This is a genomic window from Hymenobacter agri (genome assembly GCF_054778495.1).
Window position 1 is genome coordinate 1 of the sequence record NZ_BAAGZM010000004.1, and the last position, 23,046, is coordinate 23,046.

Annotated in this window: 16 protein-coding genes; 13 read left to right on the top strand and 3 right to left on the bottom strand. The window is 58.8% G+C overall.

The annotated features are described in order from the left end of the window. From ACYVDE_RS00655 to ACYVDE_RS00695, 9 genes are all read left to right on the top strand, one after another. The coding region (locus tag ACYVDE_RS00655) for a hypothetical protein (RefSeq protein ID WP_460499544.1) at window positions 1-379 on the top strand (379 nt) is incomplete at its 5' end. Window positions 380-407: 28 nt separating this feature from the next. Beyond that, window positions 408-2,189, top strand: a complete 1,782-nt coding sequence (locus tag ACYVDE_RS00660) for a hypothetical protein (protein ID WP_460499545.1) — start codon at window positions 408-410, stop codon at window positions 2,187-2,189. 21 nt (window positions 2,190-2,210) lie between these two features. Next, on the top strand, window positions 2,211-10,241 hold the full coding sequence (locus ACYVDE_RS00665; protein ID WP_460499546.1) for a hypothetical protein: 8,031 nt from the start codon (window positions 2,211-2,213) through the stop codon (window positions 10,239-10,241). A 173-nt stretch (window positions 10,242-10,414) separates the two neighbouring features. Further along, window positions 10,415-10,825, top strand: a complete 411-nt coding sequence (locus ACYVDE_RS00670) for a hypothetical protein (RefSeq protein WP_460499547.1) — start codon at window positions 10,415-10,417, stop codon at window positions 10,823-10,825. 159 nt (window positions 10,826-10,984) lie between these two features. Further along, window positions 10,985-12,472, top strand: a complete 1,488-nt coding sequence (locus ACYVDE_RS00675; protein ID WP_460499548.1) for a DEAD/DEAH box helicase — start codon at window positions 10,985-10,987, stop codon at window positions 12,470-12,472. Window positions 12,473-12,547: 75 nt separating this feature from the next. Beyond that, window positions 12,548-15,037: a BT4734/BF3469 family protein gene (locus ACYVDE_RS00680; RefSeq protein WP_460499549.1), complete on the top strand. Its 2,490-nt coding sequence runs from the start codon at window positions 12,548-12,550 to the stop codon at window positions 15,035-15,037. A 430-nt stretch (window positions 15,038-15,467) separates the two neighbouring features. Next, window positions 15,468-15,908: a VRR-NUC domain-containing protein gene (locus tag ACYVDE_RS00685; RefSeq protein ID WP_460499550.1), complete on the top strand. Its 441-nt coding sequence runs from the start codon at window positions 15,468-15,470 to the stop codon at window positions 15,906-15,908. Further along, window positions 15,896-16,432 (top strand): hypothetical protein, encoded by a 537-nt coding sequence (locus ACYVDE_RS00690; RefSeq protein WP_460499551.1) that lies wholly within the window; start codon window positions 15,896-15,898, stop codon window positions 16,430-16,432. Before ACYVDE_RS00685 ends, ACYVDE_RS00690 begins: the two co-directional genes overlap by 13 nt. Window positions 16,433-16,558: 126 nt before the next feature. Further along, the gene (locus ACYVDE_RS00695) at window positions 16,559-16,921 is read left to right on the top strand and encodes a hypothetical protein (RefSeq protein ID WP_460499552.1); all 363 of its coding nucleotides are present in this window, start codon (window positions 16,559-16,561) and stop codon (window positions 16,919-16,921) included. A 37-nt stretch (window positions 16,922-16,958) separates the two neighbouring features. Here ACYVDE_RS00695 and ACYVDE_RS00700 read toward each other — a convergent pair whose 3' ends face one another. Together ACYVDE_RS00700 and ACYVDE_RS00705 are read right to left on the bottom strand one after the other, a co-directional pair. Then, the gene (locus tag ACYVDE_RS00700) at window positions 16,959-17,555 is read right to left on the bottom strand and encodes a hypothetical protein (RefSeq protein WP_460499553.1); all 597 of its coding nucleotides are present in this window, start codon (window positions 17,553-17,555) and stop codon (window positions 16,959-16,961) included. A 156-nt stretch (window positions 17,556-17,711) separates the two neighbouring features. Further along, the gene (locus ACYVDE_RS00705) at window positions 17,712-18,098 is read right to left on the bottom strand and encodes a hypothetical protein (RefSeq protein ID WP_460499554.1); all 387 of its coding nucleotides are present in this window, start codon (window positions 18,096-18,098) and stop codon (window positions 17,712-17,714) included. Window positions 18,099-18,617: 519 nt separating this feature from the next. On the opposite strand from ACYVDE_RS00705, the gene ACYVDE_RS00710 reads away from it, so the two are divergent. The 4 genes from ACYVDE_RS00710 to ACYVDE_RS00725 all read left to right on the top strand — a co-directional run bounded on the left by ACYVDE_RS00710 (window position 18,618) and on the right by ACYVDE_RS00725 (window position 21,827). Further along, window positions 18,618-19,142 (top strand): hypothetical protein, encoded by a 525-nt coding sequence (locus ACYVDE_RS00710; RefSeq protein WP_460499555.1) that lies wholly within the window; start codon window positions 18,618-18,620, stop codon window positions 19,140-19,142. A gap of 244 nt (window positions 19,143-19,386) precedes the next feature. Then, window positions 19,387-19,656, top strand: a complete 270-nt coding sequence (locus tag ACYVDE_RS00715) for a hypothetical protein (protein WP_460499556.1) — start codon at window positions 19,387-19,389, stop codon at window positions 19,654-19,656. 45 nt (window positions 19,657-19,701) lie between these two features. Then, window positions 19,702-21,108 carry a T9SS type A sorting domain-containing protein gene (locus ACYVDE_RS00720; protein ID WP_460499557.1) on the top strand — a complete coding sequence of 469 codons (1,407 nt, stop codon included), beginning with the start codon at window positions 19,702-19,704 and terminating at the stop codon, window positions 21,106-21,108. A gap of 518 nt (window positions 21,109-21,626) precedes the next feature. Further along, the gene (locus ACYVDE_RS00725) at window positions 21,627-21,827 is read left to right on the top strand and encodes a hypothetical protein (protein WP_460499558.1); all 201 of its coding nucleotides are present in this window, start codon (window positions 21,627-21,629) and stop codon (window positions 21,825-21,827) included. 71 nt (window positions 21,828-21,898) lie between these two features. Here the strand turns inward: ACYVDE_RS00725 and ACYVDE_RS00730 are convergent, their stop codons facing one another. After that, window positions 21,899-22,654 carry a DNA/RNA non-specific endonuclease gene (locus ACYVDE_RS00730; protein WP_460499559.1) on the bottom strand — a complete coding sequence of 252 codons (756 nt, stop codon included), beginning with the start codon at window positions 22,652-22,654 and terminating at the stop codon, window positions 21,899-21,901. Window positions 22,655-23,046 lie beyond the last annotated feature (392 nt).

Consider the following 23,046-nt stretch of genomic DNA (forward strand, 5'->3'; position numbering starts at 1 on the left):
CGCCGGAGCCGCTGCCGCCCGTCGCCAAGCCGGAGAAGCCGACCTCGGCATGAAGGGCCTGGCCTACCAGGACCAGATGCGGGGCCAGCTCCGGCGCGACCTCGGCATGGCCTCGCAGCGCCGCCAACGCGACCTCGACACCTACAACGCCAACAAAGCCGCCCTCACCCAAGCCTCGGCGCAGAACATGAGTTCGGCCATCGACACGGCGGGCTCATATGGCATGCTGGGCCTGAACATGTACCAAAACTACAAGGCCGGGCAAGGTCAAGGGGATGATGCCGCAATCGGCGCAGACAAGCTCAGCCCGAAGAAAATAGGTCTTGATATTCCCGGCTACGGCTCTGCCCGCCGAATAGGAATGCTACCTCGTTACTAATCCGCACCCACCACCTCACCTCGTCCTTATGCCGCAAATAAACGGTGAAGCGATAGCCCCGCGTGCAGGGGTCGGAGCCGCCTTCCTTCTTCCCCGCCCCAGCACCGACGCCCTCGGCATTGCCCGGGAAAACAACCGGCAGTTTCACCAAATGCAGATATTGGGTGCGCGGGCGAAGGCAGCCGCCGACCAGAAAGAGGCTGCGCAAAGGCAAAAACAGGCCGACGACTTAGGGAAACGGCTGGTTGATGATTTAAAGTACAAAACCGAGTCGGGCCGTTTGTTTCAGCCCTCGTTTGACGACTACACGCTTGGGTTGCCCGACCAGCTACGCGGCATTTACTCGCAGGATATTAGCCAACAGGAGCGCGCGTTAAAAGCGGCCCAAATCCGCCGCGATACTGAAACGCTCCGCATCCACGGCCTAGAAAAGCAGAAGTACATTGATACGGCCATCGCCGAGGCCGATAAAAGCGGGCGCAACGTTGCCAATTATGCCCGCGCCTACGCCAACACCGTGTTGACGCCGGACGGCAAACACATGCGCGCCACCGACTACGACCCCGACGCCGCCCGCGCCGTGGTGGACAGCGACCCCAGCACGTACAACGAGCCATTCGAGGTGGCAAAGGCGCTCAAAGACTACGTGCCCACGATTACGCAGCGCGTGGCCGAAGCCGGCCAGCTCGGCGGGCAGCACTCGGCCGACACCGTGCGCGGGCAGCTTATTGCCATGCAAGGCGGGCGGCCTGTATTCAACGCAGACGGTACGCCCGTGCTCAACCTGACACCTGAAACCCAAGCAGTGCTTGACCGGGGCGCAGTGAAGGTGTTGGTTGATGCCCGCGAGGCCGAGTACAACAAGCGCCGTGAAGCCGACCCCAACCTGCCCGCGATGAGCCGCCGGGGTCACCTAGCCACCATGTTCGGCCCGTTGGTGCGCTACGATTCGATGCACGATGAAGCGTTAAACCCGCGCCGCGCCGCCCCGAAGGCCGCGCCGAAGGTTAACGACCACGACGTGCAGGCGTATCCCATCGCGTCGCATCAAACGTCTTACTATCGCAAAGCAGACGGCTCCATTGGTGAAAACAACTACCCCTTCGTGGGCACCTCCTTCGGCAGCCGGGCCAAGCCCTACGTGGAGGTGCAGGCCAACACTTCGAAAATGGAGGTGGTCGGTAAAGACGGCGAACCCACCCGCCTTAATCCGGAAAACACCAACCAGGACGTAGCCGTGCGCCTCGCCAAGCGCGTGTACGTGCCCTATGTGAACGGCAAGCGCGTAGGCCAGGAGAAGCGATTCAGCACCGACGAAGAATCCTATCAGCACTTGCTCAAAGTCATTCACGACGCCCCAAATGGGGCTAAGCTCGAACTTCACGTAGAGGGACGCGGTACGCTGGTGGACAAGCCCAAAACAGCGGGCGACGGGTTGGGCGGGGCACCCAAAATTATAGGCTACACGGAGCCGACGAGCAGTGGCGGGGGCAAGAAACCCATATACGACACCAACACTGTCGAACACAACGTCATTTTCCCCATTTCACAGGAAATCGACGCCCAGCTTACCCGCGCTATGGGTGGGAAGTGGGACCGTTTCACCACCACCCCGCAGGAAAGAGAGGTGCTGGCGGCGCTCTCTAAGAGGGGCGGGCGTGTTATCAATCCCTACAATAGCAACGTGCCCTACGTGGCCTCAACCCAGGGCGGCGGTCCTTTGGCCGCCCGCGCAAAAGCTCCGGCCCCGGTAGCACCCGCCCCGCCTGTGAAGCCCGGCAAATTCGGTTTCCAGTTCAAGAAAAAGTAGTCGCTGCCCATCCCATACTCAATGACCCCACAACGCCCTCAGAACCCCACTACTGCCGCCCCCGCATCCGCCCTGCGCGACACTTACGACTACATCAAAAAGGAAGCGCCCGACGTAGCCGCTGAGCTGCCTGACCGCTACGAGGATTTCGAGGCCGGGATGCAAGACCCGGCCAACATTAACGCGCTGCACGGAGTATTTAAGGCGAAGAAATGGCAAGGGGCTGACTTGGATGCCGACCAATTCGCCGCCGAGCTAGGAATTAAAAAAAAAGTCTCTGGCAACGACTCTGGCGCTGGCTTACCAACGGCTGATACGCCGTTTGAGGAAGTAGCCCCGCAGGCTGCTACCCAACCCGCTCCGCTCGGCTACGACGCACTAGCAATCCCCGGCGTGGCCCCCACTCCTTCTACGGATGAGCGCGTGTTTCCTCTCACCTTCACCGGCCCACTTCTGGCCGGTGCATACCAGAAGAAAAGCGATGCGGGCAGCGTGGCGGAGGGCACCAGCTACCTGAGCCCGGCATCCGAGGCGGGCCAACTCAACCCCGATATTGCTCCTGTACCCAAAACCGACTCCTTTCTATCCGCGCTCGGCAAGGGTATCGCCAACATTCCCGGCGACCTGGTGCGCGTGGGCGGCAACGCGCTCGACTACCTCGGCGACTTCAACCAGAAATACCTCACCCCCCGCTCGGACACGCCCGAGGGCGAGGGCGACTTTCTCGGCGGTGACAACTACACCGGGCCGGGCTTCAACGACGTAACCGACGACAAGGCCAGCGACCAGATGGGCGCGGCCATGCGGGCGCAGGGCGACAAGATGAAGTTTCAGATTGCCGAGAACGCCCGCAAGTCGGTACTCGATGAACCTTTGAATGGCGCTGCGTGGGGCAACCTGCTCGGGCAAGGAATTAACAGCGTGGCGCAGGTCGGCGCGGCCTCGGCCCTCGGTGGCCCGATGGGTGGCGTGACGATGGGCGGCGCACTCGGCATTTCTGCCACCAAAGACAGCGCCCGCGAGGCTGGCCTGAGCGAAACCGAAGCCTTGTACACGGCTACCGCCCTCGCTCCCATCCAAGGAGCCCTCGAAGAAATGGGCATGGGCTTCATCACCAAGAATAAGGCCGTGACGGGGCTACTCACGAAAACCATCGTGGGGCGGGCACTGGCCGAGGGCGGTGGCAAGCTCTCGGAAACGGCGCTGGCAAAGGCCGTGTCCTCCATCCTGCCGGGCGTAGTGAAGTCGGCCGCCAAAGGAGGCGCAGGCGAGGCCGTAACGGAGTTTTTGCAGGCCGAGGCCGAGGGCATCGTACAACTCACTGCCGATGAGCTCCGGGGCAACCAATCCGCCCCCGCCGGGCGGGGCCGCTACGGCGTAACGCCCTTTCAGGCATTGGTGAAAAGCCCCATCGAGCAAGGCATCGGCGGGCTACTGGTGGGCGCTCCGGCTAGTGCGCTACACGGTGGCCGCACCCACAGCCTCGAGCAGGTAGCGCAACGCCAACGCCAGCCCGAGGGCACCAAGCCGATTTCAACGCACCTGCGCCCTTCTCAACTGCTCGGCCGGACCGTCATTGTGCGCGCCCCCAACGGCATGTCCCACCTGGGCACCGTGCAGCAGGCCAGCGGCACCGGGGACAGCCGCGTGTTCATCGTTAAGGACGCCAACGGCCGCCTGAGCCGCCACACCCAGCCCAACGTGTGGGTGAATGATTCAAGCGCGAAAGCTGACGGCACAAAATTGTTCCGCGAGTCCGCGCCGGCACCCGCCCCGCGTGTAGACCCCGGCCCTACCGCCGACCCCGCCCGCACCCCGGCCGGTACACGCCCCGAGGCCACCCCACAGGTCGAGCCCCAGCCAACCCCCACCGGCCCCACCTTGGGCGAACTCATACCCGATGCCACGCCCATACAGGTGCTGATGGGCGACGAGCCCGTACTGGCCGCCCGCAACGCCGAGGGCGATATTGAGCTGCACCACGTAGACGGGCAGGTGTCGGTATTTGACAAGGGCGACCAGTTCGACTTCCCCGCCGCGAACGTTCTGTTGAGTCCCGCTCCCGAAATAGATGCCCGCAATTTTGTGGGCATCTCCCCGACCCAACAAACCACGGTCAAGCATGCCCCGCTGCCCGCCAATGCTACGCTGACCATCGGCCAAGGCGAGTACGCTCAAACCCTACCCATCGAGGACGTGCTACGCGACAAAGCCGGTCAGATTACGGCCGTGATGGTGACAGGGCAGACCGGCAGCCGGGTTGTTGACAATTCCACCCCCGAGGGCGCGGCGGCTATCGCTGAACTCAACCAGCGCAATTTTGCGCCGGTTGCGCCAGCCGACAATGCTGTCAAAAACAACGGCACCGACACCGTAACCGGGCAACTGAAAAATCAGGCGTCCGGCATTGACGACCCCACTCAGCTCGGCGCAGCTATTTCGGGCGATGCAAAAGTGGGGCTGTCGGATGGCAATATGAAAATGGTGCCCGATGGCAAGGGCGGGTTCACGGAAGAAGCATTTGACCAAGAGGACGCCGAGTTGGAACTGGATGCCCTGGCTACCCGCGCCGAAAAGGGGAAGCTCACCTTCGACCAGTTTCAGGCGTCCTACTTCGGTCAGCGCACCGACGCAAACACGCTTGCTGCTGCTAAAGAAGCGTTCGCCAAAGACCCGGCGGCATTCATCGACAGCATTCGCCAAGCCTTTCAGGGCACGGCCACGGTAGCTAATGTAGCCAGCCAACCTATCCCGACCAATTCTCTCGCACCTGCCCCGCTTATTCGCAGCAATTCCGGCGAGCGCCGCGCTGCTGAATCGGTTCCCCAGGATGCCTCCCCTGTGCGGCAAGTGCTGCCTTCGGGCGTGGGCTGGCGAGAGATGCAGCCAACGGCCGCGACAACTCCCAGCGAAGCGCAAAGTGCGCCCCAAGCTAGTAGTGAAACGGCTCCAATGACAGGGCAAGAGAAAAACAAGTCGGGCCAGCCTATCTTCGACACCCCCGCCACCAAACGCCAAGCCGCACTTGATAAAATAAAGGCACGCCGTGGGCAACAAGGCGCGACGCCGGGCGTTGTAAACGAAGATTTCACCGCTAAGTATCAACTCCGTGAACCCGAGCCCGAAAGCATCCGAGAAACCGGCCACCAAGCCCTCCAAGCGGCCAAAAGCGCCCGTAATCGCGCCGGGAACGGGCGGCTTCGACCCGACAACGGGAATAATAACGGAGGACGTGGCCCCGTATTACGGCCGGACGCTACGCCCAGCGAGACGTACCGGGGCAAAGCCGAAGTAAGCCAGTCCAGCATTTCGGCGGAGATGCGGGAGAAGGGGTACGCCTCGTTTGTGGGCCGTGCCATCAACTCCATCGCCGACATTGCCGAAATGGCGCAGGTGCTCCGCGACCCTCGATGGGAAACCTTTCGGTACTATTTCGTCAAAGACAACCCGGATGGGACGCAGACAATCGTTGGCGAGCGCACGCTTTCGTCCCGGATGCCCGGCAGCACTCCGGCCTTCCCAAATTACAAGCAGATTGACGGGCAAAAGCCAGCCGACTGGCTAAAAGCCGAACTGGCCGCCGTGGGGGCGACGGGTTACTATGCCCAGCATAACCATCCATCCGGGTTCACCAACCCCTCGCAGGCCGACTTGGAATACACCAACTTCATCCAAAAGGAGGTGCCTGGGTTCAGGGGTCATTTGGTGCTAAATCATGGCCGCTACACCGTCATTTATTATCAGTACGGCATTCAGCAGGTGGCGAATGGCCTACGGATTAAGAGCCGCAAAGAGGTTGAGGATTTTTACTCCTACGGCGCGGGCAAGGCTCCATTTGAAGAACGCAAAGCCGCCCTCGACGCCTATAATGTTGACCCGCTGCTGCAACCCTCGAAACCTGGTCCACAGCTCGGCTTGCCCATCCGGGGCACAGACGACGTGGTATCCCTGGGCAAGTCGCTAGAGGCTAAAGATGGTTGGGTTATCATTATCGGCCGGAGCCCGAGCGGGCAAGTGCAGGCCGTGGGGCATCTTCCGCTGGCGACACTCACGGTGCATGATATATCGGCCGACGACTACATCTCCGGCAAGCCAGCCATTAATCGGGGCGAGGCTGCAATTCGAGGCTTCGCTCGGGAGACAGGCTCGCCGCATGTCATTATCGCGGGGCTGCCGAAGCCTAAAGGTCGGTTCAAAGAGTATGCAAAATCAGCCGACCCTCGCTTTTTGCCATTAAACCAATACCACCTTGCCGAACTCATTCAGCGCGGGGTGCTAGTAGATGCAGTGGACGTTACCGGCAAATCGTTGGCTGAACTCTACCCGCGCAAAGCAGATGGCGTTTGGATGGCACCCACGCCTCCGGCCCGCGTGTGGGAGAACATAGCAGACTACAACGGCATTTCCGAGGACGACCTGAACGACTTCCGCACGGTGCTGGAATCCTACATCGACGAGGGCGTGACCACGCGCAAGGAATTGACTGCACACTTCCTGGCCGATGTAGGCGACCAGGCCACCACCGGTCTCTCCGACGAGCAATTGCGCGGCCTGATACGGGAAGCCCAGCAGGCGGCGGGCATCATACCGAAAGTAAAGCATGGCAAGGCCCGGAAAGAACGCGCCCACGCCGCCCGCTTCGATGCGGCGACCCGTAAGGCGTTCACGGCAGACGAGCGCCTATATACGCCGAAAATGAAGATTGAAAACCAAGCCACCGCTGACAAATACATTCAGCAGGTTGGCCTCGAAAATGCGTTGGCCGTAGCGCTCGACAAGCCAGAGGGCTTCCCCGGCGCGGCCCACGTTGAGGTACAGGAGGCCGTGGCCCGCGAGTACCGTAGGCTGAGCGATGCCGCGCAAAAGGCTGGCGACAAAGACGGGGCCGCCCGGTTGTGGGATTTGAGCAAGCAAGCCCGCGCCGCGAAGGTGTCGGCCCTCACCGATGCCGGCCAGACCATCGCGCAGGTGCAGGGCTTTATTGCCGACGAGCCCGACTCCGTGCTGGATGCCGTGGTGAAAGAAGCGCAGAAGCAGGCCGCCCCCAAAATCAAACAGGCCGAGAAAGCCGGGGCGCAGGTGGCAAAAATTGCTACCCGTGCCCGCCGCACCGCGATGGATGCCGCGCTGAAATCGCCCGCCGTGCAGAAAGCCCGCGAGGCCGCCACCGCAAATGCCACCCCCGCCGACTCCGCCCCGATTGACGAGCCGAAAGGGTACGGGCAGGCCAATAAATACTTCCCCAAGCTCACTGCCGCCGAACTGAAGGCCAAGCTGCGCGGTATGGGCTTCTCGTCCATCGTGCCGCCCGAGTTGGTGCAGTTCGTGGGCTACCACGTCGAATCCCTCGCAAGAGCTGGTGGCAAAAACAGCTTTGCCGAAGTCAGCAAGCGCGTGGTGCGCGATTTGGGCGCGAAGGTGAAGCCGTTGCTACCCGCTGCCTACGAGCAGGCTCGCGCTAAGTACATCAAACACGGTGGAGCCGATACCAATTTCACCGAGCCCGCCGACGTGGCGGCACTCGTGGCCCCGGCCGCCGTGAAAGCGGGCATCAAAAAGCTGGGGACGACACTCGATGGAATCGCCCGCGAGCACGCCGAGGGCATTAACCCCACGGGCAAGGCACTGGCCGAACGGTTCACGGCTGAGGCTGGCTTGGATGCCAAAACGGCTGGTGCCTACGCCCAGGCGGTTGAAGCGGAGTTCGCCAAGCAGGTGGCCGCGAAGAAATCTACGCTGCGCAACAAAATCCTGACATTCCAGACGCGGGTTCTGCTGGGCAAAAACGCCGCCACCGCCGTTGATAAACTGCTATCTACCCTGAACCTTGCCACCGACCCGGCCACGGCCGCTGACCTGTTGAAAGCCCAGCTCAAACTCCCGAACATCACCAAGGAGCAGGCCGACGAGTTTGTGAAACTGGCCGAGCGGGTACGCAACGCCCCAGCCGGTTTCCAGCGCGCCGAGCGGGTGCAACAACTGATGAACGCAATGGGCAAGGTCGAACACATCGACTGGCGTGACGCCGCACAAGCGATGTGGTTCGCCAATACGCTCAGCGGCCCGTTGACCCACGCGACCAACGTTGTCTCCAACGCCCACCAGGCCCTTGCTGAAACCGTTATCAGCGTAGCCGAAACCTGGGCCAACACCGGCAGCCTAAAGGCCGCGCTGGGACCGTTGCGCGGGGTGGCGCGGGCGCAACGCAGCGGCTGGGCCGAAGCCCTGCGGGTGCTTACCACGGGCTATCTGGGCACGCACGAGGAAAAGTTCAACGCCGGGGGCCGCAATTACTTGGAAAACAAAACCTTTACCGGACTAGCCAAGCCCCTGAACGGCTTGAAGTATGTGCAGCGCGCCCTTGTGGCCGAGGACGTAATTGCCCGGAATGGCTTGCAAGGGATGCGGAGCTGGGAAATTGCTATCAAGCAGGCGTACAAAGAGGTGCGCGAAGATGCCGGGCTCAATGGCGAGAAGCTGAGCCGCGCCGACACCTACGAGCGGGCCGTTTCTACTGCCTTGGGCAAGCTGTACGGCCTGCCGGATTTGCTCGCCGCCGCCACCAGCCAGGCCGACGCGGAAAACGTGGCCCCGGCTGACCGCAAGCGCCGCATCGGCGCCTTGGTGAACCAGGCCGTGCAAGAGCGCGTGGCAAGCTGGGAAAAGCAGGCCGAGGCCGAGGGGTTGAGCGGCATCGACAAATCCATGCGCGTAGGCGAATTGCAGCGGTTCGCGCAGCCCGCCGACCTCGCAGCCGACGCGGAGCAGTTCAGCCGCGAAAATTCTTTTAATGACGGAATGCCTGGGACGTTTGGGGCGTTCGCCGGCCTCATCGCCAAGGTAGGCGAGATTCCGGTGGTAGGGCAGAAAATTTTTGGGCTGATTGCGCCCTTTAGCCGCATCGCCGCCTCGGTGCTGGACCGCCACCTTGACTACACCCCCTGGGGCTTCGTTCGGGCGGCCGTAGGCAGTCACGGCCCGAAGGAGTTCAACGGCGGGCAGCACTTCCGCGTCCTCACCCCGGAACAGCGCAGCAAGGCCGCGACCCGCGCCATCGTGGGCACTGTGAGCGCGTTGACGCTCTACGGGCTCGCCAAGGCCGGCGAAATCATCATCACGGGCGGCTACGCGGGCGACAAGGACAAGGACGAACAGGAGCCCGAGTATAGCATCATCTTCCACAATGGCCTGGCCGTGCCGTACAAGGGCTGGCCCGTCGAGCTGCAACTGGCAACCCTCGGCAACCTGCTGGCCTATGACCGCCGCCAAGCCAAGAAGGGCGAGGTAGCGAGTGACGGCAAGCGCGTGGCGGTGGCCCTGTGGCTGATTGCGCAATACTCGGCATCCGTAGGGCCGAGCACCGGGCTAGATGCCTTCACCGAGGCCATCCTGAAAGCGACCCGCCAGCCCGACCAAACGCTGAACTACTTCGGCCGCCTCACCGCTGGCATGGCAAGAGGCATGGTGCCATACGCCGCGCTCGACCAGCAGGCCCTACGCGGATTCAACATCTTGCGGGGCGAGGCCGTGAAGGAGAACACCGCCGATACGGCTTGGGAAACCGCCTACAACCAACTCTCTTCGGATATTCCTTGGGTGCGCGATTCGCAGGAGGACGCCATCGGGATTTTTGGGGAAAAGATGCGGTTGTCCTCGACCCGATTGTGGGGATGGCTGCCGCAGGAGCGCGACCCGCAGGACCAGCGGAACCTCGACTGGCTCGCGGCCCATAGTCTACTGCCCGCTAGAAAGCGCATTAGCGACGACGACTTGATGCACTTCGATGTGGGGCTGCAAAAGCTGCGCCCCCTGACCGATGCCGAGTTCAAGCAGTTCATGGTAGCACGCGGCCACGCCTATCGTGACCTGCTGCGGGCGGCCTTCCGCAAGCCTAGCCAAGCCCCCGACCTCGACCCGAACTATAAAGCCTACTTGTTGGCTCACCCCGAGCAGAACCGCTCCTTGGCGGAAGTTGGGCCAAAGGAAGCCAAAAAGTGGGCGGCCAGAATACACAAGCAGGCGGTGAAGGCGGGCAAGGAGGCCGTAATGTGACGCATTGACCAACTATAGCAATGCCGTAGTTTTTGCGAAATGAACTACGGCATTGATTTTTAAAATTGCGACAATGCTGCAAATAAAAATTAGTGCTTATATTTGTTGTGTCGAACGGAAATCAAGCAAAGTGCCGGTGAAACCCGGTAGTATAACCTAAAAACAACTCAGAAATGGCCTTAACACAGAGTATTCCTGTTCCGGGTAACGATTTTCCCGGCGCTGCCGCCCTCTTAGCCAACATCTCACCGGGCAAGCTGGACGTCGTAATAAGCGCCCTTTTCGAGATAGGTGCGGCCAGCGGAGAACAACGATTTAACGACTTGATGGATGCCGAGAAAAATCGGCAGCGGCGCGAGCAGTTTGTTCCCGCCGAGGAAGCGGTGAAACTCATGCAGGGGTGCTCTCATAATACCCTGAAAATTTGGCGTAGAAGGGGCCTCATCGTCGGCAAGCGTATTCGCGGGCAGCGCGGCGGCTTTCACTACCAGGTGGGTAGCATCGAGGATGCCGTGAGTGCGAACTCCATCCAGGGCAGGCGGAAGTGGGGGCGAACCACAACGCAAAACGGCCAGCGCAATTAAGCACCGGCCGCTCTAAGAGATAACCCCGTCCCGCGCCAACGGGACTCGTCAGAGACTACCATAACTGACACTGCAAATATAGTGCACGTAGAAGGAAAACAAGCATTTGCGCGAGAAAATTCGCAACTATTTTCGCTGGGCAGCATAGCCAATCCGGTTGTGCTGCGCCCTTACCAACAAGCGGTAGTGGAGGCGGTGCGGCGTGCGGCCAAAAACCACGCGGCCATCTTGTTCACGATGCCCACCGGGGCGGGTAAAACTACCGTGTTGGCGGAGCTAGTGCGCCGGATGCTGGCGCGGGGCAAGCGCATCTGCTGCGCCGTTCACCGTATCGAGTTGGTCGAGCAAATTGTGGCCCGACTGGCGAAATTCGGCATCAAGGCCGGTGTTATCGCGGCGGGCGTGAAAGCTGACCTGGACTGCATGGTGCAGGTCTGCATGGTGCAAACGCTCTCAAAACGAGCCGCCAGCATCCCGGTAGAACAGTGGCCCGATTATGTCATGGTGGATGAGTGCCACCACGCCACGGCCGGGCAGTATCAGGCAGTGCTACGGGCGTTCCCTGCGGCAGCCGTGGTGGGATTAACCGCCACCCCGGAGCGCGGAGACGGGAAAGGATTGGGCGACACATTTACCGTGTTGGTGCAGACGATTACCACGCTGCAACTCATCGAGCTAGGCTACTTGCTCAAACCTCTCTACTACTGCGGGGCGTCGGACTTAGACGGGCTCAACGACAAGGGCGCGGAGTTCGACAGCGAGGAAGTGTTTGCCCGGCAGGACAAGCCGCGCCTCTACGCGGAGGTTGTGGGCAACTACCGGAAATTCGGCCGCGGAATGCCGGGCATCGTTTTCTGCGTCAACATCGCCCACAGCCAGAAAACCGCCACCGCTTTTAACGAGGCTGGCATTCCCGCCATTCACCTCGACGGGGAAACGCCCGCCGCCGAACGCGCTCAAATCCTCAAAGACTTTGCAGCGGGCAAGTACCGGGTGCTCAGCAACGTGGCGCTATTCACGGAGGGGCTGGATTTGCCGGAGGTCGGTTGCGTCATCCTGAACCGCCCCACCAAGTCGCGGCCCCTCTATCACCAGATGGTCGGCCGGGGGGCTCGTCCCACTGCGGGCTTCGACTGCGAAACCGCCGAGGAACGCTTGGCCGCCATCGCCGCCAGTTCGTGCCCCGGCTTCGTGGTTATCGACCACGGGATGAACCTAAAGCGCTTCGGCTTTTGGGAAGCCCCTATCACTTATACGCTCGACGCGAAAAAGCAGCGCAAGCCCAAGGGCGACAAGCTCGACGCGGCCCCCATCAAAGCCTGCCCCAAGTGCGGCCTCTACACCGCCGCCCAGGCGCGAGTTTGCGAGGAATGCAGCTATAGCTACCCCTCGGTGGTGGACCGGGCCGTGAGCGGGGAGTTCGTACAGGTCGAGTACGGCGCCACGGCCAAAAAGCCCAAGCCAGAACCAGTCAAAAAAATCGATTTGTGGCCCGCCCACCTGCGGGTTCACTACCACACCCCGGCCAAACTCACCGATGCCGAATTGGCCGAGGTGCAGAAGGCAGCAGGCTATAAATGGACGTGGATTTACGCCCAGCAGCAGCGCCGCGCCAATTTCAGGAAAGGAGGCCCGCCGATGCGATAAGCCCCCAGGAGCCCGCCCCTAAGCCGTGCGCCAACACGGCCCCAAAACAATCACGAGATTACCCCAGACCACCGCATGAACGTATCTTTTTACCCCAACATCACCCAATCAAATTCCCAAGAGCAGCGCACGCTTGCGGCCATTTTTGCCGACATAAAATCCGGCCAATGGCGGGAAGGCGTAGAGGCCGTGCGTTTGCACCCGAAAGCATCCGACGCCTATAACGCCGCCAAGCGAGCCCTGCCTGGCTTCACCCCCTGCGGCACATTTTCTAAGCGTAGCAAACACAACCTCACAGCGCCTACCGGGGTTTTGTGCATGGACTTAGATGAAGGACCGGCCAATAAGGGATTGGACTTCAACGCGCTTGCCCAAAAGCTGGCGGGCGACCCCTATGTTATGGCCGTGTTCCAATCGGCGGGCGGGGTTGGCCTTGTGGTGTGCCTGTTATCGCCAGCCACCACCAACGAACAGCAATATCAAGCCTCGTGGCGTGCCGCCGTAAGGTACTTGGGTGAGCAACACGCGGTGGCAGCCGATGCAGCGTGCAAAGATTTCGCCCGGTTTCGTTTTGTCAGCTATGACCCTGCGCTTTTCTACAACCCCAACGCCGAGGTGTTCAAGTTGGTGGAAGCTGAGCCCAGCAAACCCCGGCCGATTACTACACCAGCCCCGCGCTATGTGGGGAGTGGTAAGACCTTTGGTCAGTTCATGCTCGATAAGGCCGTGAGCGAGATTCTAAGTGCCCCCAACGGTGGACGCCATGAGGTGCGCAGCCGCGCAGCTTTTTACATTGGCGGCCTGGTAGCAACCGGCCATCTGGACCGCAGCAAAGCAGCTGAGGAGTTGTATTCGGCTTTTCTCGCTGTCAACGATGGCAGCGGGCAAGACACCGCCCGAAAGACCATCGAGGGCCAGCTAGACGCTGGAGCTGGCCAGCCGTGGTTGCCGATTGAGCAGGAGCGCATTGTGTACCAACGCCACAATGAAGGACGCAGTGCCTATGACATTAAATCCCTGCTGACCATTGACCGCCCCGACCACGCGCAGGCCATAAGCGCAGCGGTTGATGCGCTCCTGGAAAAGCCAGAGGTGGAGTTGCTGACCTTCTGGCGTTGGGAGACGAGCCGCAGCGGCCGGGCGCTCAAACTGGCAAAAACCAAATTCCGCGATTGGCTCATTAAGGAAGGGTTCTATAAAAAGATTGTGGGAACAGGCGTCGAGTTCCTGAAGGTTGCCGGCCCATGCGTGCGGGTAGTGACCCAAAGCGAAATCATCGGCCACGTTACTGACTACATTGAACGTCTACCCGAGCGGTTCGACGGCATGAGTCGCGAGCAATTGAGCGACTTGGTGCTAGGCAAGATTCGGGACACCTTCGACGCCGTTTTCATGGCCTCGTTGCCCAACCTGCCCAAGCCCTTCGTGCGCGACACCGAGAGCACATTTTATTGCTTCTTCGACAACTGCTACACCACCACCACGGCTGAGGGCACTACCGCGCATGACTATGATATGTTGCCCGGCTACATCTGGGAGCCACAGCGTAAGCCACACAATTTCAGCATACTGAAAGATGGCGGGGAGTTCTGTGACTACGACATGTTTACCCGTAACATCATGGCTCAGGACCCGCAGCGGCTCCTGAGCTTGCAATGTGCGCAGGGCTACCTCATGCACGGTTACAAAACAAACAAGAAGAACAAGGCCCGCGCCGTAGTGTACTACGACCAGTTCGGTAAAACCGGCGTAGAAAACGGCGGTACGGGCAAAGGGCTGCTTATGAAAGCCCTTGAAAATGTGGTTATGACCTCGAAAATCGAGGGAGAAACCTTTGACTTCGGCGACAACTTCAAGTATGCCACTATTAAAGAAGGGTCGCGGGTAACCTACTTTGATGAGTGGCGCAAAGACCTCAATTTCAAAGCGCTGTTTTCAGAAATCACGGGGTCCATAACCATCAACCGCAAGCACCAACAGCAGCTCGTAGTTCCCTTTGAGGAGAGCTGCAAATTCGCCATCACGACGAATAATATGGTTTTGGGCGAGGGCGGCAGCCACGAACGCCGCAAAATTGAAATCGGCCTGAGCAACCACTACCACAAAGACTGGTCACCCACCGACGACGTAACCAACGGCTTCTTTGATGAGGGGTCTTGGGGAGCGTTTGAGTGGAATCAGTTTTACAATCTGGCCCTTGGCTGGGTGCAGAAATACTTGATTCACGGCCATGTCACCGCCGAAGTAGCGGAGGGGGCTAAGCGCAAGCTCATGGACAGGACCTCGGAAAAGTTCGTGGAGTTTGCCGAAGAGCTCGTAGCCGAACTGGAAGACATTTCAGAGGGCAGTCTATGGGAGAAACACGCACCCACGCCGTCGAAGGTCCTGCAAGTAGTTTGGTCTAAGGATGCCTACCAAGCGTTTGAAACGCAAAACGAAGGAGCCGTTAGGACCGCCAACCAATTCAATGACTGGATGGTCACCTTCGGCTTTGAGAAAGCAAAGTGCAACAATCGGGGCGACCGTAAAAACCAAATGTATTTCACTTGGCCGGTAGTGGATTAAGCGGGTAACGGTTGGGTGACTCCTTTTTTTGACGTTGCTGACTCCTTTTTTAAGAAGCCACCCAACCGTTTATCAATCAATCACTTTGCTTACTTTTTTTCGCTCTTTACTCTGCGAAAAATAATTACCAATAGTAGTTGTATTTCTTCTACTTGCACCCGCAAACCATCTTGGAAAAACACAACATACAGGAAAAGTATTTTTTGCTGAGCAAAGAGGCTGAAATTTGATTACAACTACATGATAATTAGTATTTTAAATTAAAAACAAAAAAAGGAGTCAGTTGCCCAAAAAAAAGGAGTCGGGGCATTTCCACCTTGTAACTACAAGGTTTTGCTGGACTTTTCAAAGCAACGGCCATTTGCCCCTTCCACTACACCCTATCCATCTCCAACCGGCGCAAGGTTTTTCTCACCTTCACCCCGGCCCCATGCCCTCACCTAAACCTCTCACCCAAGACCAACTCACCGAGGCCCGCATCCAACAAAACTGCCTCGTCTGGCTAAACCGCCACTATCGCACCACTGAAAAGTGGTTTCACGCCATCCCAAACGGCGTCAACACTGATACGGTGACCGCTGCCCGGCAGAAAGCTACAGGATTAAAAAGCGGGGTTTCCGACACCTTCTTGCCCGAGCCTCGCGGGGTATACCACGGCCTCTACATTGAGTTCAAGACACCCGTGGGCGTGCTGAGCCAGAACCAGAAGGATTTCATCAACGCCATGCGCCCGAAAGGCTACTGCTGCGTGGTGCTCGACAGCCAACCCGCGTTCGAGGCACTGATAACCGACTACCTGGCCCTGACCGGCACCCAAACCCTGGCCCTGCACCACTTCAACCGCTACCCACTTTTGCCATGCCAACGCTGAAAGTATCGCCCACCATGCCATCCTGCGACGCCCTTTCTTGGGCGGCACACACCCTCGAATTTACCGCCGAGGCCCACCGCGCCGCCCTGGCTGGCGTTGAATCCGGCCCCGCCGGCGACCCACGGGTGCTCGAACGCGCCACGCTGGCCGGGCAGACGTGGATAGCGAGCCTCGGCGTGGGCTTCCTTGAAAGCGAAGTACGCGGCCTGCGGGGCCTGCTTGGGCGAACCGGGCGTTACGCTCGGCGTGACGTGGCGGCCGTACTTGCTTCCAGCGCGTTCACCCTCTCCCCTACTGCCGCCGCCGCATTGGCACGACTGCCGGAACTAGCCGCTGAACTGGCCGTGAAAAACGCCAAGCCCGAGAGCAAGCCCCACGTCCTCACCGCCGCCACCAAACGGGCACGGGAGGACGCCGAAACCGTGTTTGCTCGCATCGCCACCATCCCCGCGCAAATTGCCCAAGTGAGAGCCGCCGTGAGTGCCGGTGCTGAGCTGAAAGAAGCTCGCGACCTGTTAGTATAGTTTTCGCCAAATCGGGCGAATCAAAAATATTGGTTGTGTGCGTGAAGGTCTACTTGCCACTTCCCATGTAAATACACTCTTCGCAACCACCTATAAACTAGGCGTTTTGTCACCAGCCCCGCCAAAATGGTAAAAAAATACGCGCTTCAATCGCCTGAATACCACGGCCTAGTAGCCATTTGCGAGCCCGCCGTGCGGAAAACGACTGCTGCCAAATACAAGCTGCCGAGCGGAGCCCTTTTGGTGCTGATTTCCGTTGCCGCCATGTCCAATTTGGGCCGCAGCCACCTCATTTCAGACGTTTACAGCTTGAATATAGCCCGCCAGAATCTCGTTAGGAGCTATTTGGCAGTTCTCAGCAAGGCCGGGCTGGTACATCGTTACACCTCTCTACGTTGCCGGCGTGTGCGCCTGACTCTCGAAGGAATGGGCGTAGCCGGACACTACCATCGTGACCTGCGCAACGCGGTAAAGGCACTCATCAATTAGGCAAAAAAGAAAGCCGCCCGGTGGAGGCGGCTTTTGCTTACTCGGCTTGCTGGGCGGCCTCCCGTTCGGCCTTCTTGCGGCTACGAGAGCTGTCGGGGTTCGCAGCCCGACTCGGCTTCGTCCACTTCTTGTTGTCGGGGTCGGCCGGATAGCTGGGCGCCCAGGTGCCCTCGCCGTCCGGGTGAGGCCGCCGGGTTTCGGGCCTCGGCCCGGCCTTCCAGCGGGCTGGGGCGAGGTAGCGATGCACGTAGGGCTCGAACTTATCGAGGCGGCCCACGCCGGGAATGTAGGGGTTGGTGAGTTCTTTGTTGCGCGGTGCGTCAAACAAGATGTAGTTGAGGTCGGCGCGGTAAAGCTGTTGCAGCAACACGATGTTTACCTTCGTTACGCCACGAACGCCGTTGCGAATGTTGTTGATGCCCCCGGCTTCAAGGCCAATGGAGAGTTCGAGGCGGTTGCGGGATTCGACCCGGCCGCTGTATTCGAGTTCTTCGACCTCCCGCACAAAACGGTAGTCGATTTCCGCGTCCATCTGTTGCAGTTTCTCGCGGGGCGTTTTCGGATTCACGGCTCGCAGGCGGCGGCCGTTGAGCACGATGAAGCTATCCTCATCAGGGGTTGGTTGGTCGGACATGGCGCTAAGGTGTTAGTGTGAGAATGTTAGTAAATGTACTAGCACAGTTGCAGTACAAACAAGCAATGCTGCAATTTTTTTACGGGTAGTGCATCAAGTAAAAAAGCCCCGACTTGTGAGCCGGGGCTTTTTGGTTGGGTATAGATAGGTGTGCAATCAGATTCGTTCCATCCAGTCCTCTGACAATGGGACCCCGATGTGGCTGGAATCTGACGAGGTAGTTTCCGGCGAGCCAGCGGGTAAATGCCCGATGTTATCCGACCACGATTCCCCCGCCTCAATGGCCCGGTAAACCAACGGCAGGAACTCGTACAGTTCGGCGTCAACAATGGCCGAGAGCAATAGCTCGATAAACTTGCGGCCGTACAAATAGACCGCCGCTCCGCAGTCGCCCGCCCAAAGAAACGTCGCAAGTTCGATGAAATCGAAATCAGGCTCAATGGCTCGAAGCCCCGCCGGCAACGATTCATTGCCGCCGCTCAGGTAGATGGCCCGAATGCCAGCGGCCAAGTCTTTTATCTCGTTTTCAAACCGTTCTTTCATACCACTAATTTACTAAAAATAAATAAGATAGGCTGTGTATAAGCGTCATTTTGGGGTATGGCGGCTGCCTGAAAATGGGATTCCTTTTTTGTAAAGTCGTTCCTGCAAACCCGGTGCCCTTGATTTCGAGGCCACCCCCTCCTACCTTCCCTTTATGAAACACCTGCTACTCCAGGTGGCCCTGCTTGCGTCCGCCCTTTCCGCGCCGGCCCAGACCACCCACCCCCGCACCACGCACAAAACCGTCGCCCGTCACGCAGCGGCCAAGGTGAAGGTCAAAACCAAAACCCATGTTGCATCTGGCCCGAAGGTGTATTACTGTGCCAGCGGTAACACGGTCAAGTACCACGCCTCGCCAGACTGCCGAGGCTTAGCCCGATGCAGTGCCGCAGTTGTCCCCATTGCATTAGCTACGGCACAGCAACGGATGGACCCGTGCAAGTGGTGTTACTAACATATCCGTGAGGCACTAGCGAATGTATAGAAAACCGAATAACCTATTTGTAGCGCAACACGCCGATGTCAGCTTTCCCACCATTATTTCAGCACCGTTTTCTGTGTAATACCCTTGACAAAAAGCGGCAAGAATATCCACTCAACGCAAAGGCTTACTTGTCTTCAGCGCCCAACTGGAACGGTGAGCACATCGTCTGTATCCGGGTCTATGACCTGCAAGACTCGGGCTATTTTGAAACTAGTATTGCGCTGCCGAACCCTCGCTACTGGAATGTGCGAGGCGCTGAGGGTGACCGAGGGATATGGGTGCGTACCTCACTGCCTAGTTGCGATGAATTGAACCGCAAAATCCGTACGATTCTATCGACTATACACACGGTTCATCGGTCTTACCCAAGTGTAAGCGTCCCGCAAATCATTGCATTTGTCGAACAACTTACGTTCGATGAGATGAAGGACGTCGATTCACACTACAAACTGCCCTTGTCCCACGTCGAAGAGCTGGCATTCTTGCGACAAGGGGCACTTGCCACTTCCATTGTGGAATTAAAGAAGAAACTCAAACGGCTGAAACGCCAGTTAGAATAATATTTAAGATGGCTGTAGGTGAGAAGATTGGCCTACCGGGGTGCTGTACAGAATGCCATCCCTTTGGGCAAGTGAAACCCTGTGACCCGGTGGGTGCCTTTCAAGTGCCCACCCCACCAGCCTGCCTAATGCACTGCTTAAGGGCCGTCGAATAGATGCATCCCACCTTGGTAAGCTAGTAAGTCCACATAAGCACTCTGCATTCCAGCAGGGCTGTTTCATGCCTCCTCGTTAACTTACTGCCATGACCCTGCACGATTTCAACCAACTCTCCGACGAAGTGCAGCTCGCCTACGTTTACCGCGTCGGCACATACCTGGCCCGCCGCTGGGATGATTTCCACCGGGCGGCACTGCTCTACCAGATGCCCGACCCGTTCTTTGTCGAGCTTGCCTATGACACAAAGGCCAGCGTCGTGGAGTTCTGCTTTGCCTTCGAGGCTGGCGGGGAGGATGACCGGCTACCAGATTACGCCGCGTTCGTGCAACTGCCGAGCTGGATGACAGGAAATTAAGGTCATGCCTGAGTCTAACTTGGGTCACGGGGTATATTAGCACCTATGAAGCAGCTCTTACTCGGTACCCTACTGCTGGTTGGCTCCCCAGCTTTTGCGCAATCGCTCGGATTTGCGGCGCCTGTATTGTATAGCAATAGCCAGGGTGGCTCTGGACCCATCATGCACGATGTGAACAGTGACGGTCTGCCGGACATGGTGCAGATTGGCTCTAGTGGCTCCGCAATAACGGTACGTCTTAATACGGGAGCAGGGGGCTTCGCCGCGACTACCAGTTCGTACTCAAGTGGCACCTCAAGCGCGGCATCTTTGGCGGCGGGTGACATTAACGCGGACGGGAAGGCGGACATTGCGCTGGTCAGTCTTGCGGCCCGTTCGTTGAGCGTGCTGCTGGGCAACGGTTCGGGAGGTTTTTCGGTGGCCTCCACATACGTGCTGCCAGCCAACCCGACGCCTATTGGATTGCTCGTGAAGGATGTGAACAAGGACGGCCGCGCCGATGTGCTCATCGTTGGTTCCACGCCAAGCGCAGTAGGGGTATTGTTAAGTCAGGGGTCGGGCGGTTTTGCGCCAATTGTGCAGTATGGGGCGAATCCGTTCAATGCGGCAGCGGTTGACGATTTAAACGGGGATGGAAATCCCGATTTACTCTTTGGAGGCAATACCCTCGATGTGTACTTGGGGGATGGAACTGGAGCATTTGCTCCTGCCACGCCTGTTTATAGCAACCCCCTTGGCGGCACGCCGGCACAACAGCTTCAAGTAGGCGACATCGACAACGACGGGAAAATGGATGTCGTGGTGCTGAACCAAGTAGCAACGGGTACTACCGTTAGCAAATTCAATGTGTTATTGGGTACAGGAAACGGGGGGCTGCGTAACCCAACTGCTTACACCTTGCCTTATACATCGTATGGCGGGATGGTGCTGAGTGACCTAAACCGAGACGGATTGTTAGATTTTGGTACAGTATTCAATGGCACAAACTCTGTGGGCGTGCTGCTGAACCAGCCAGGGGGGGCTTTCCCAGCTACCGCAACGCTGTTCCCTACAGGCAATTCGTCCGTAGGGCTGACGGCAGTTGATGTGAACGGCGATGCAAAGCCCGACTTAATCACCAACAATTCCTCTGCTACTAATGTGGTTGTGTCCGTGTTGCTTAACAGCAGCGCCCTGTCCAGTAAGGCAGAGCGTACGGCGTCTAGTCTAATGCTGTACCCTAATCCCGCGCATAGCGGCTTCACGGTACAAGTTCCGCAGGTGAAGGGAGCGATTAACGTGCAGGCTACACTCCATAACTTGCTGGGACAATGTGTAGCGGCACAGGTCGCCCCGTCTCTGCCAGTCGGAGCATCACTGGCATTTTCAACTGCGGGGCTGGCAACTGGGGTTTATTTGCTTCGCTTACACGCAGGCGATAGCACGTGGGTGCAACGGGTAACCGTCGAATAGTTACCACGTCGGACTGTTTGCCCCACCTTCGGATAATTAAGCAATGAGCCACACCGGCTCACGGGCAATATCTAAAATGTCAACGGTTGTCATGGCATCCGAATTAAAAGGACGCAAATAACGAAAGAACAACTAAAAGTGTTGGCAAATTTTTGCTATAAATATTGGTATGTAAATTTTTGTCTGTCGCGACAATTTGAATGTGAGGGTATTCAGAATACTGGATTAATAAAAGCCCACTAGTGGATTTAGCAGGAAGCCTCACCAACTCTCACTATGAAGCGATTCTGAATGCGGGATTTGCACCCGTGCTAGTCATCCTTCGAACATCAATATAGAGACTCATTAATATAAAGGCAAATCACTCAAAAACTATCAAAATGATTGGCTCACTTCTCTAGGTAGTGCGCCTCCTTGGCTGTGCCGCTCGCGCTGCCAAGCCCCCTCGCCTAAAAACATAGCATGAACAAAGGCCGCTAGGAAGGCACGCTACCCCGGACGTAAAGCTGGCGCTTGGGGTGCGCAACAACGGCGGCGGCGGGCCGGTGGGCGTCACCATCGACTACATCAAGATTCTGCAAGGGCCTTCGCTGGCCGACCTGACGATGCCGGTGTTGCTGCCGCTCGACCAACCCGCGCCCGGACCCTACCTGAACGAAGGCACGGCCGGGGGGCAGCTCGACATGGGCACCCCGTCCCCGGTATCGGGAACCCTTTAGCCGCACGGGGTCCGGATTTTTACTGGATGGTTGCGGGAAAGGTGCGTGGTGGTGTTATGTTGTTGCTTGCTTCAGCTCGTGGGCCCGTTGTCTACCCTTGCCTCAATGACCTGTTGCACGGAAGACGGCACAGCCGAGAGAATATCGTAGCCCGTGGACGCCTCGATGGAGTCCACGCTCGTGCGGTAAGTGCCCCAGGACGTACTTAGCGAGTTGTCGTTGGGTGTGTCAATGGCAATGACCCGGGTAGCGGTACTGACGCGGCTGGCGTCGTCGGTGCCCACGGGCAGAATCACTACGACTTTCCAACAACGCGCCGGCACTCGTACACGCCCTTGGTCGAGCGTGGTGGCGTACCCGTTAGAGCCAATGCCGCCTTGCCCATAGCTCCCACAGATGATGTACACTTCGTTGCCCGAGTTGAGAAAGGTGCGGCAGTAGTCTTCCAGGTTGGCCCACGTCTGCTGATTGTTCCGTGGCGCCTGCGGCATCATGTTCGACATAACGAACGTGGCAGAGTTGTCGGCCACGGTACTCGTGCGGTCCGCGCTGGGGCAGTTATGGCCCCGGTCAAAGCCCGAGCCCGTGTAACTGCTGCCTCCAACGCGGTACCAGCCAGCCGGCAAATCAGGGTCGGACCGAAAGTCGTCCTGTCGGACCGCCGAGCCAATCCAATTCGTGCTCAAGTGCCAGCTCACCCAATTGGGTTTGCCCTGGTCGCGGTTGTAGGAAAGTGCGTACTGGGTTTTGTAGAGCAGGTAATTAGCGGGCTGGTTCACATCGGCCACGGCCCCGCTGGGGTTACCCAAGGCCAGATGTTCCGGCAAGGGGGGCGGCACTGGTAATACCGTCAACGAGGGCGTCTGAGTGGTCGCGTTAGCCAAAACCGTGGCCGAATGCGGTGCGGGAGCGATATATCCGGCTGCCACCGCAAAGGTCAAGGTGTAGTCGCCGGCTGGGAGTGCACTAAACGAATAGGCGCCGGCCCCTATACTGGCCGCTACGGGATTTCCTCCCGCTGTGGGCGTAGCTGTTACGCCCACCACCGCATTCGCCGGCGCGAAAACGCCCGCAACTGCGCCGGTCTGCACCTGTCCTTGTGGCGCGGGGTCATGGCGGTTGCTACACCCGGGGGCCCACATCAGGCTGCTGGCAAAAAAAGCGACGGCGCCGAAGCGGGAGGAGGACAGCATGGGGATAGGGTTAGAAGAGTGCTCAT

Excerpts from the sequence above, each read along its gene's own strand:
- ACYVDE_RS00665 (WP_460499546.1), top strand. The coding sequence starts at position 2,211 with ATGACCCCACAACGCCCTCAGAACCCCACTACTGCCGCCCCCGCATCC.
- ACYVDE_RS00705 (WP_460499554.1), bottom strand. The coding sequence starts at position 18,098 with ATGAAAGAACGGTTTGAAAACGAGATAAAAGACTTGGCCGCTGGCATT.
- ACYVDE_RS00715 (WP_460499556.1), top strand. The coding sequence starts at position 19,387 with ATGACCCTGCACGATTTCAACCAACTCTCCGACGAAGTGCAGCTCGCC.
- ACYVDE_RS00690 (WP_460499551.1), top strand. The coding sequence starts at position 15,896 with ATGCCAACGCTGAAAGTATCGCCCACCATGCCATCCTGCGACGCCCTT.
- ACYVDE_RS00720 (WP_460499557.1), top strand. The coding sequence starts at position 19,702 with ATGAAGCAGCTCTTACTCGGTACCCTACTGCTGGTTGGCTCCCCAGCT.
- ACYVDE_RS00685 (WP_460499550.1), top strand. The coding sequence starts at position 15,468 with ATGCCCTCACCTAAACCTCTCACCCAAGACCAACTCACCGAGGCCCGC.
- ACYVDE_RS00700 (WP_460499553.1), bottom strand. The coding sequence starts at position 17,555 with ATGTCCGACCAACCAACCCCTGATGAGGATAGCTTCATCGTGCTCAAC.
- ACYVDE_RS00680 (WP_460499549.1), top strand. The coding sequence starts at position 12,548 with ATGAACGTATCTTTTTACCCCAACATCACCCAATCAAATTCCCAAGAG.
- ACYVDE_RS00695 (WP_460499552.1), top strand. The coding sequence starts at position 16,559 with ATGGTAAAAAAATACGCGCTTCAATCGCCTGAATACCACGGCCTAGTA.
- ACYVDE_RS00660 (WP_460499545.1), top strand. The coding sequence starts at position 408 with ATGCCGCAAATAAACGGTGAAGCGATAGCCCCGCGTGCAGGGGTCGGA.
- ACYVDE_RS00710 (WP_460499555.1), top strand. The coding sequence starts at position 18,618 with ATGTCAGCTTTCCCACCATTATTTCAGCACCGTTTTCTGTGTAATACC.
- ACYVDE_RS00670 (WP_460499547.1), top strand. The coding sequence starts at position 10,415 with ATGGCCTTAACACAGAGTATTCCTGTTCCGGGTAACGATTTTCCCGGC.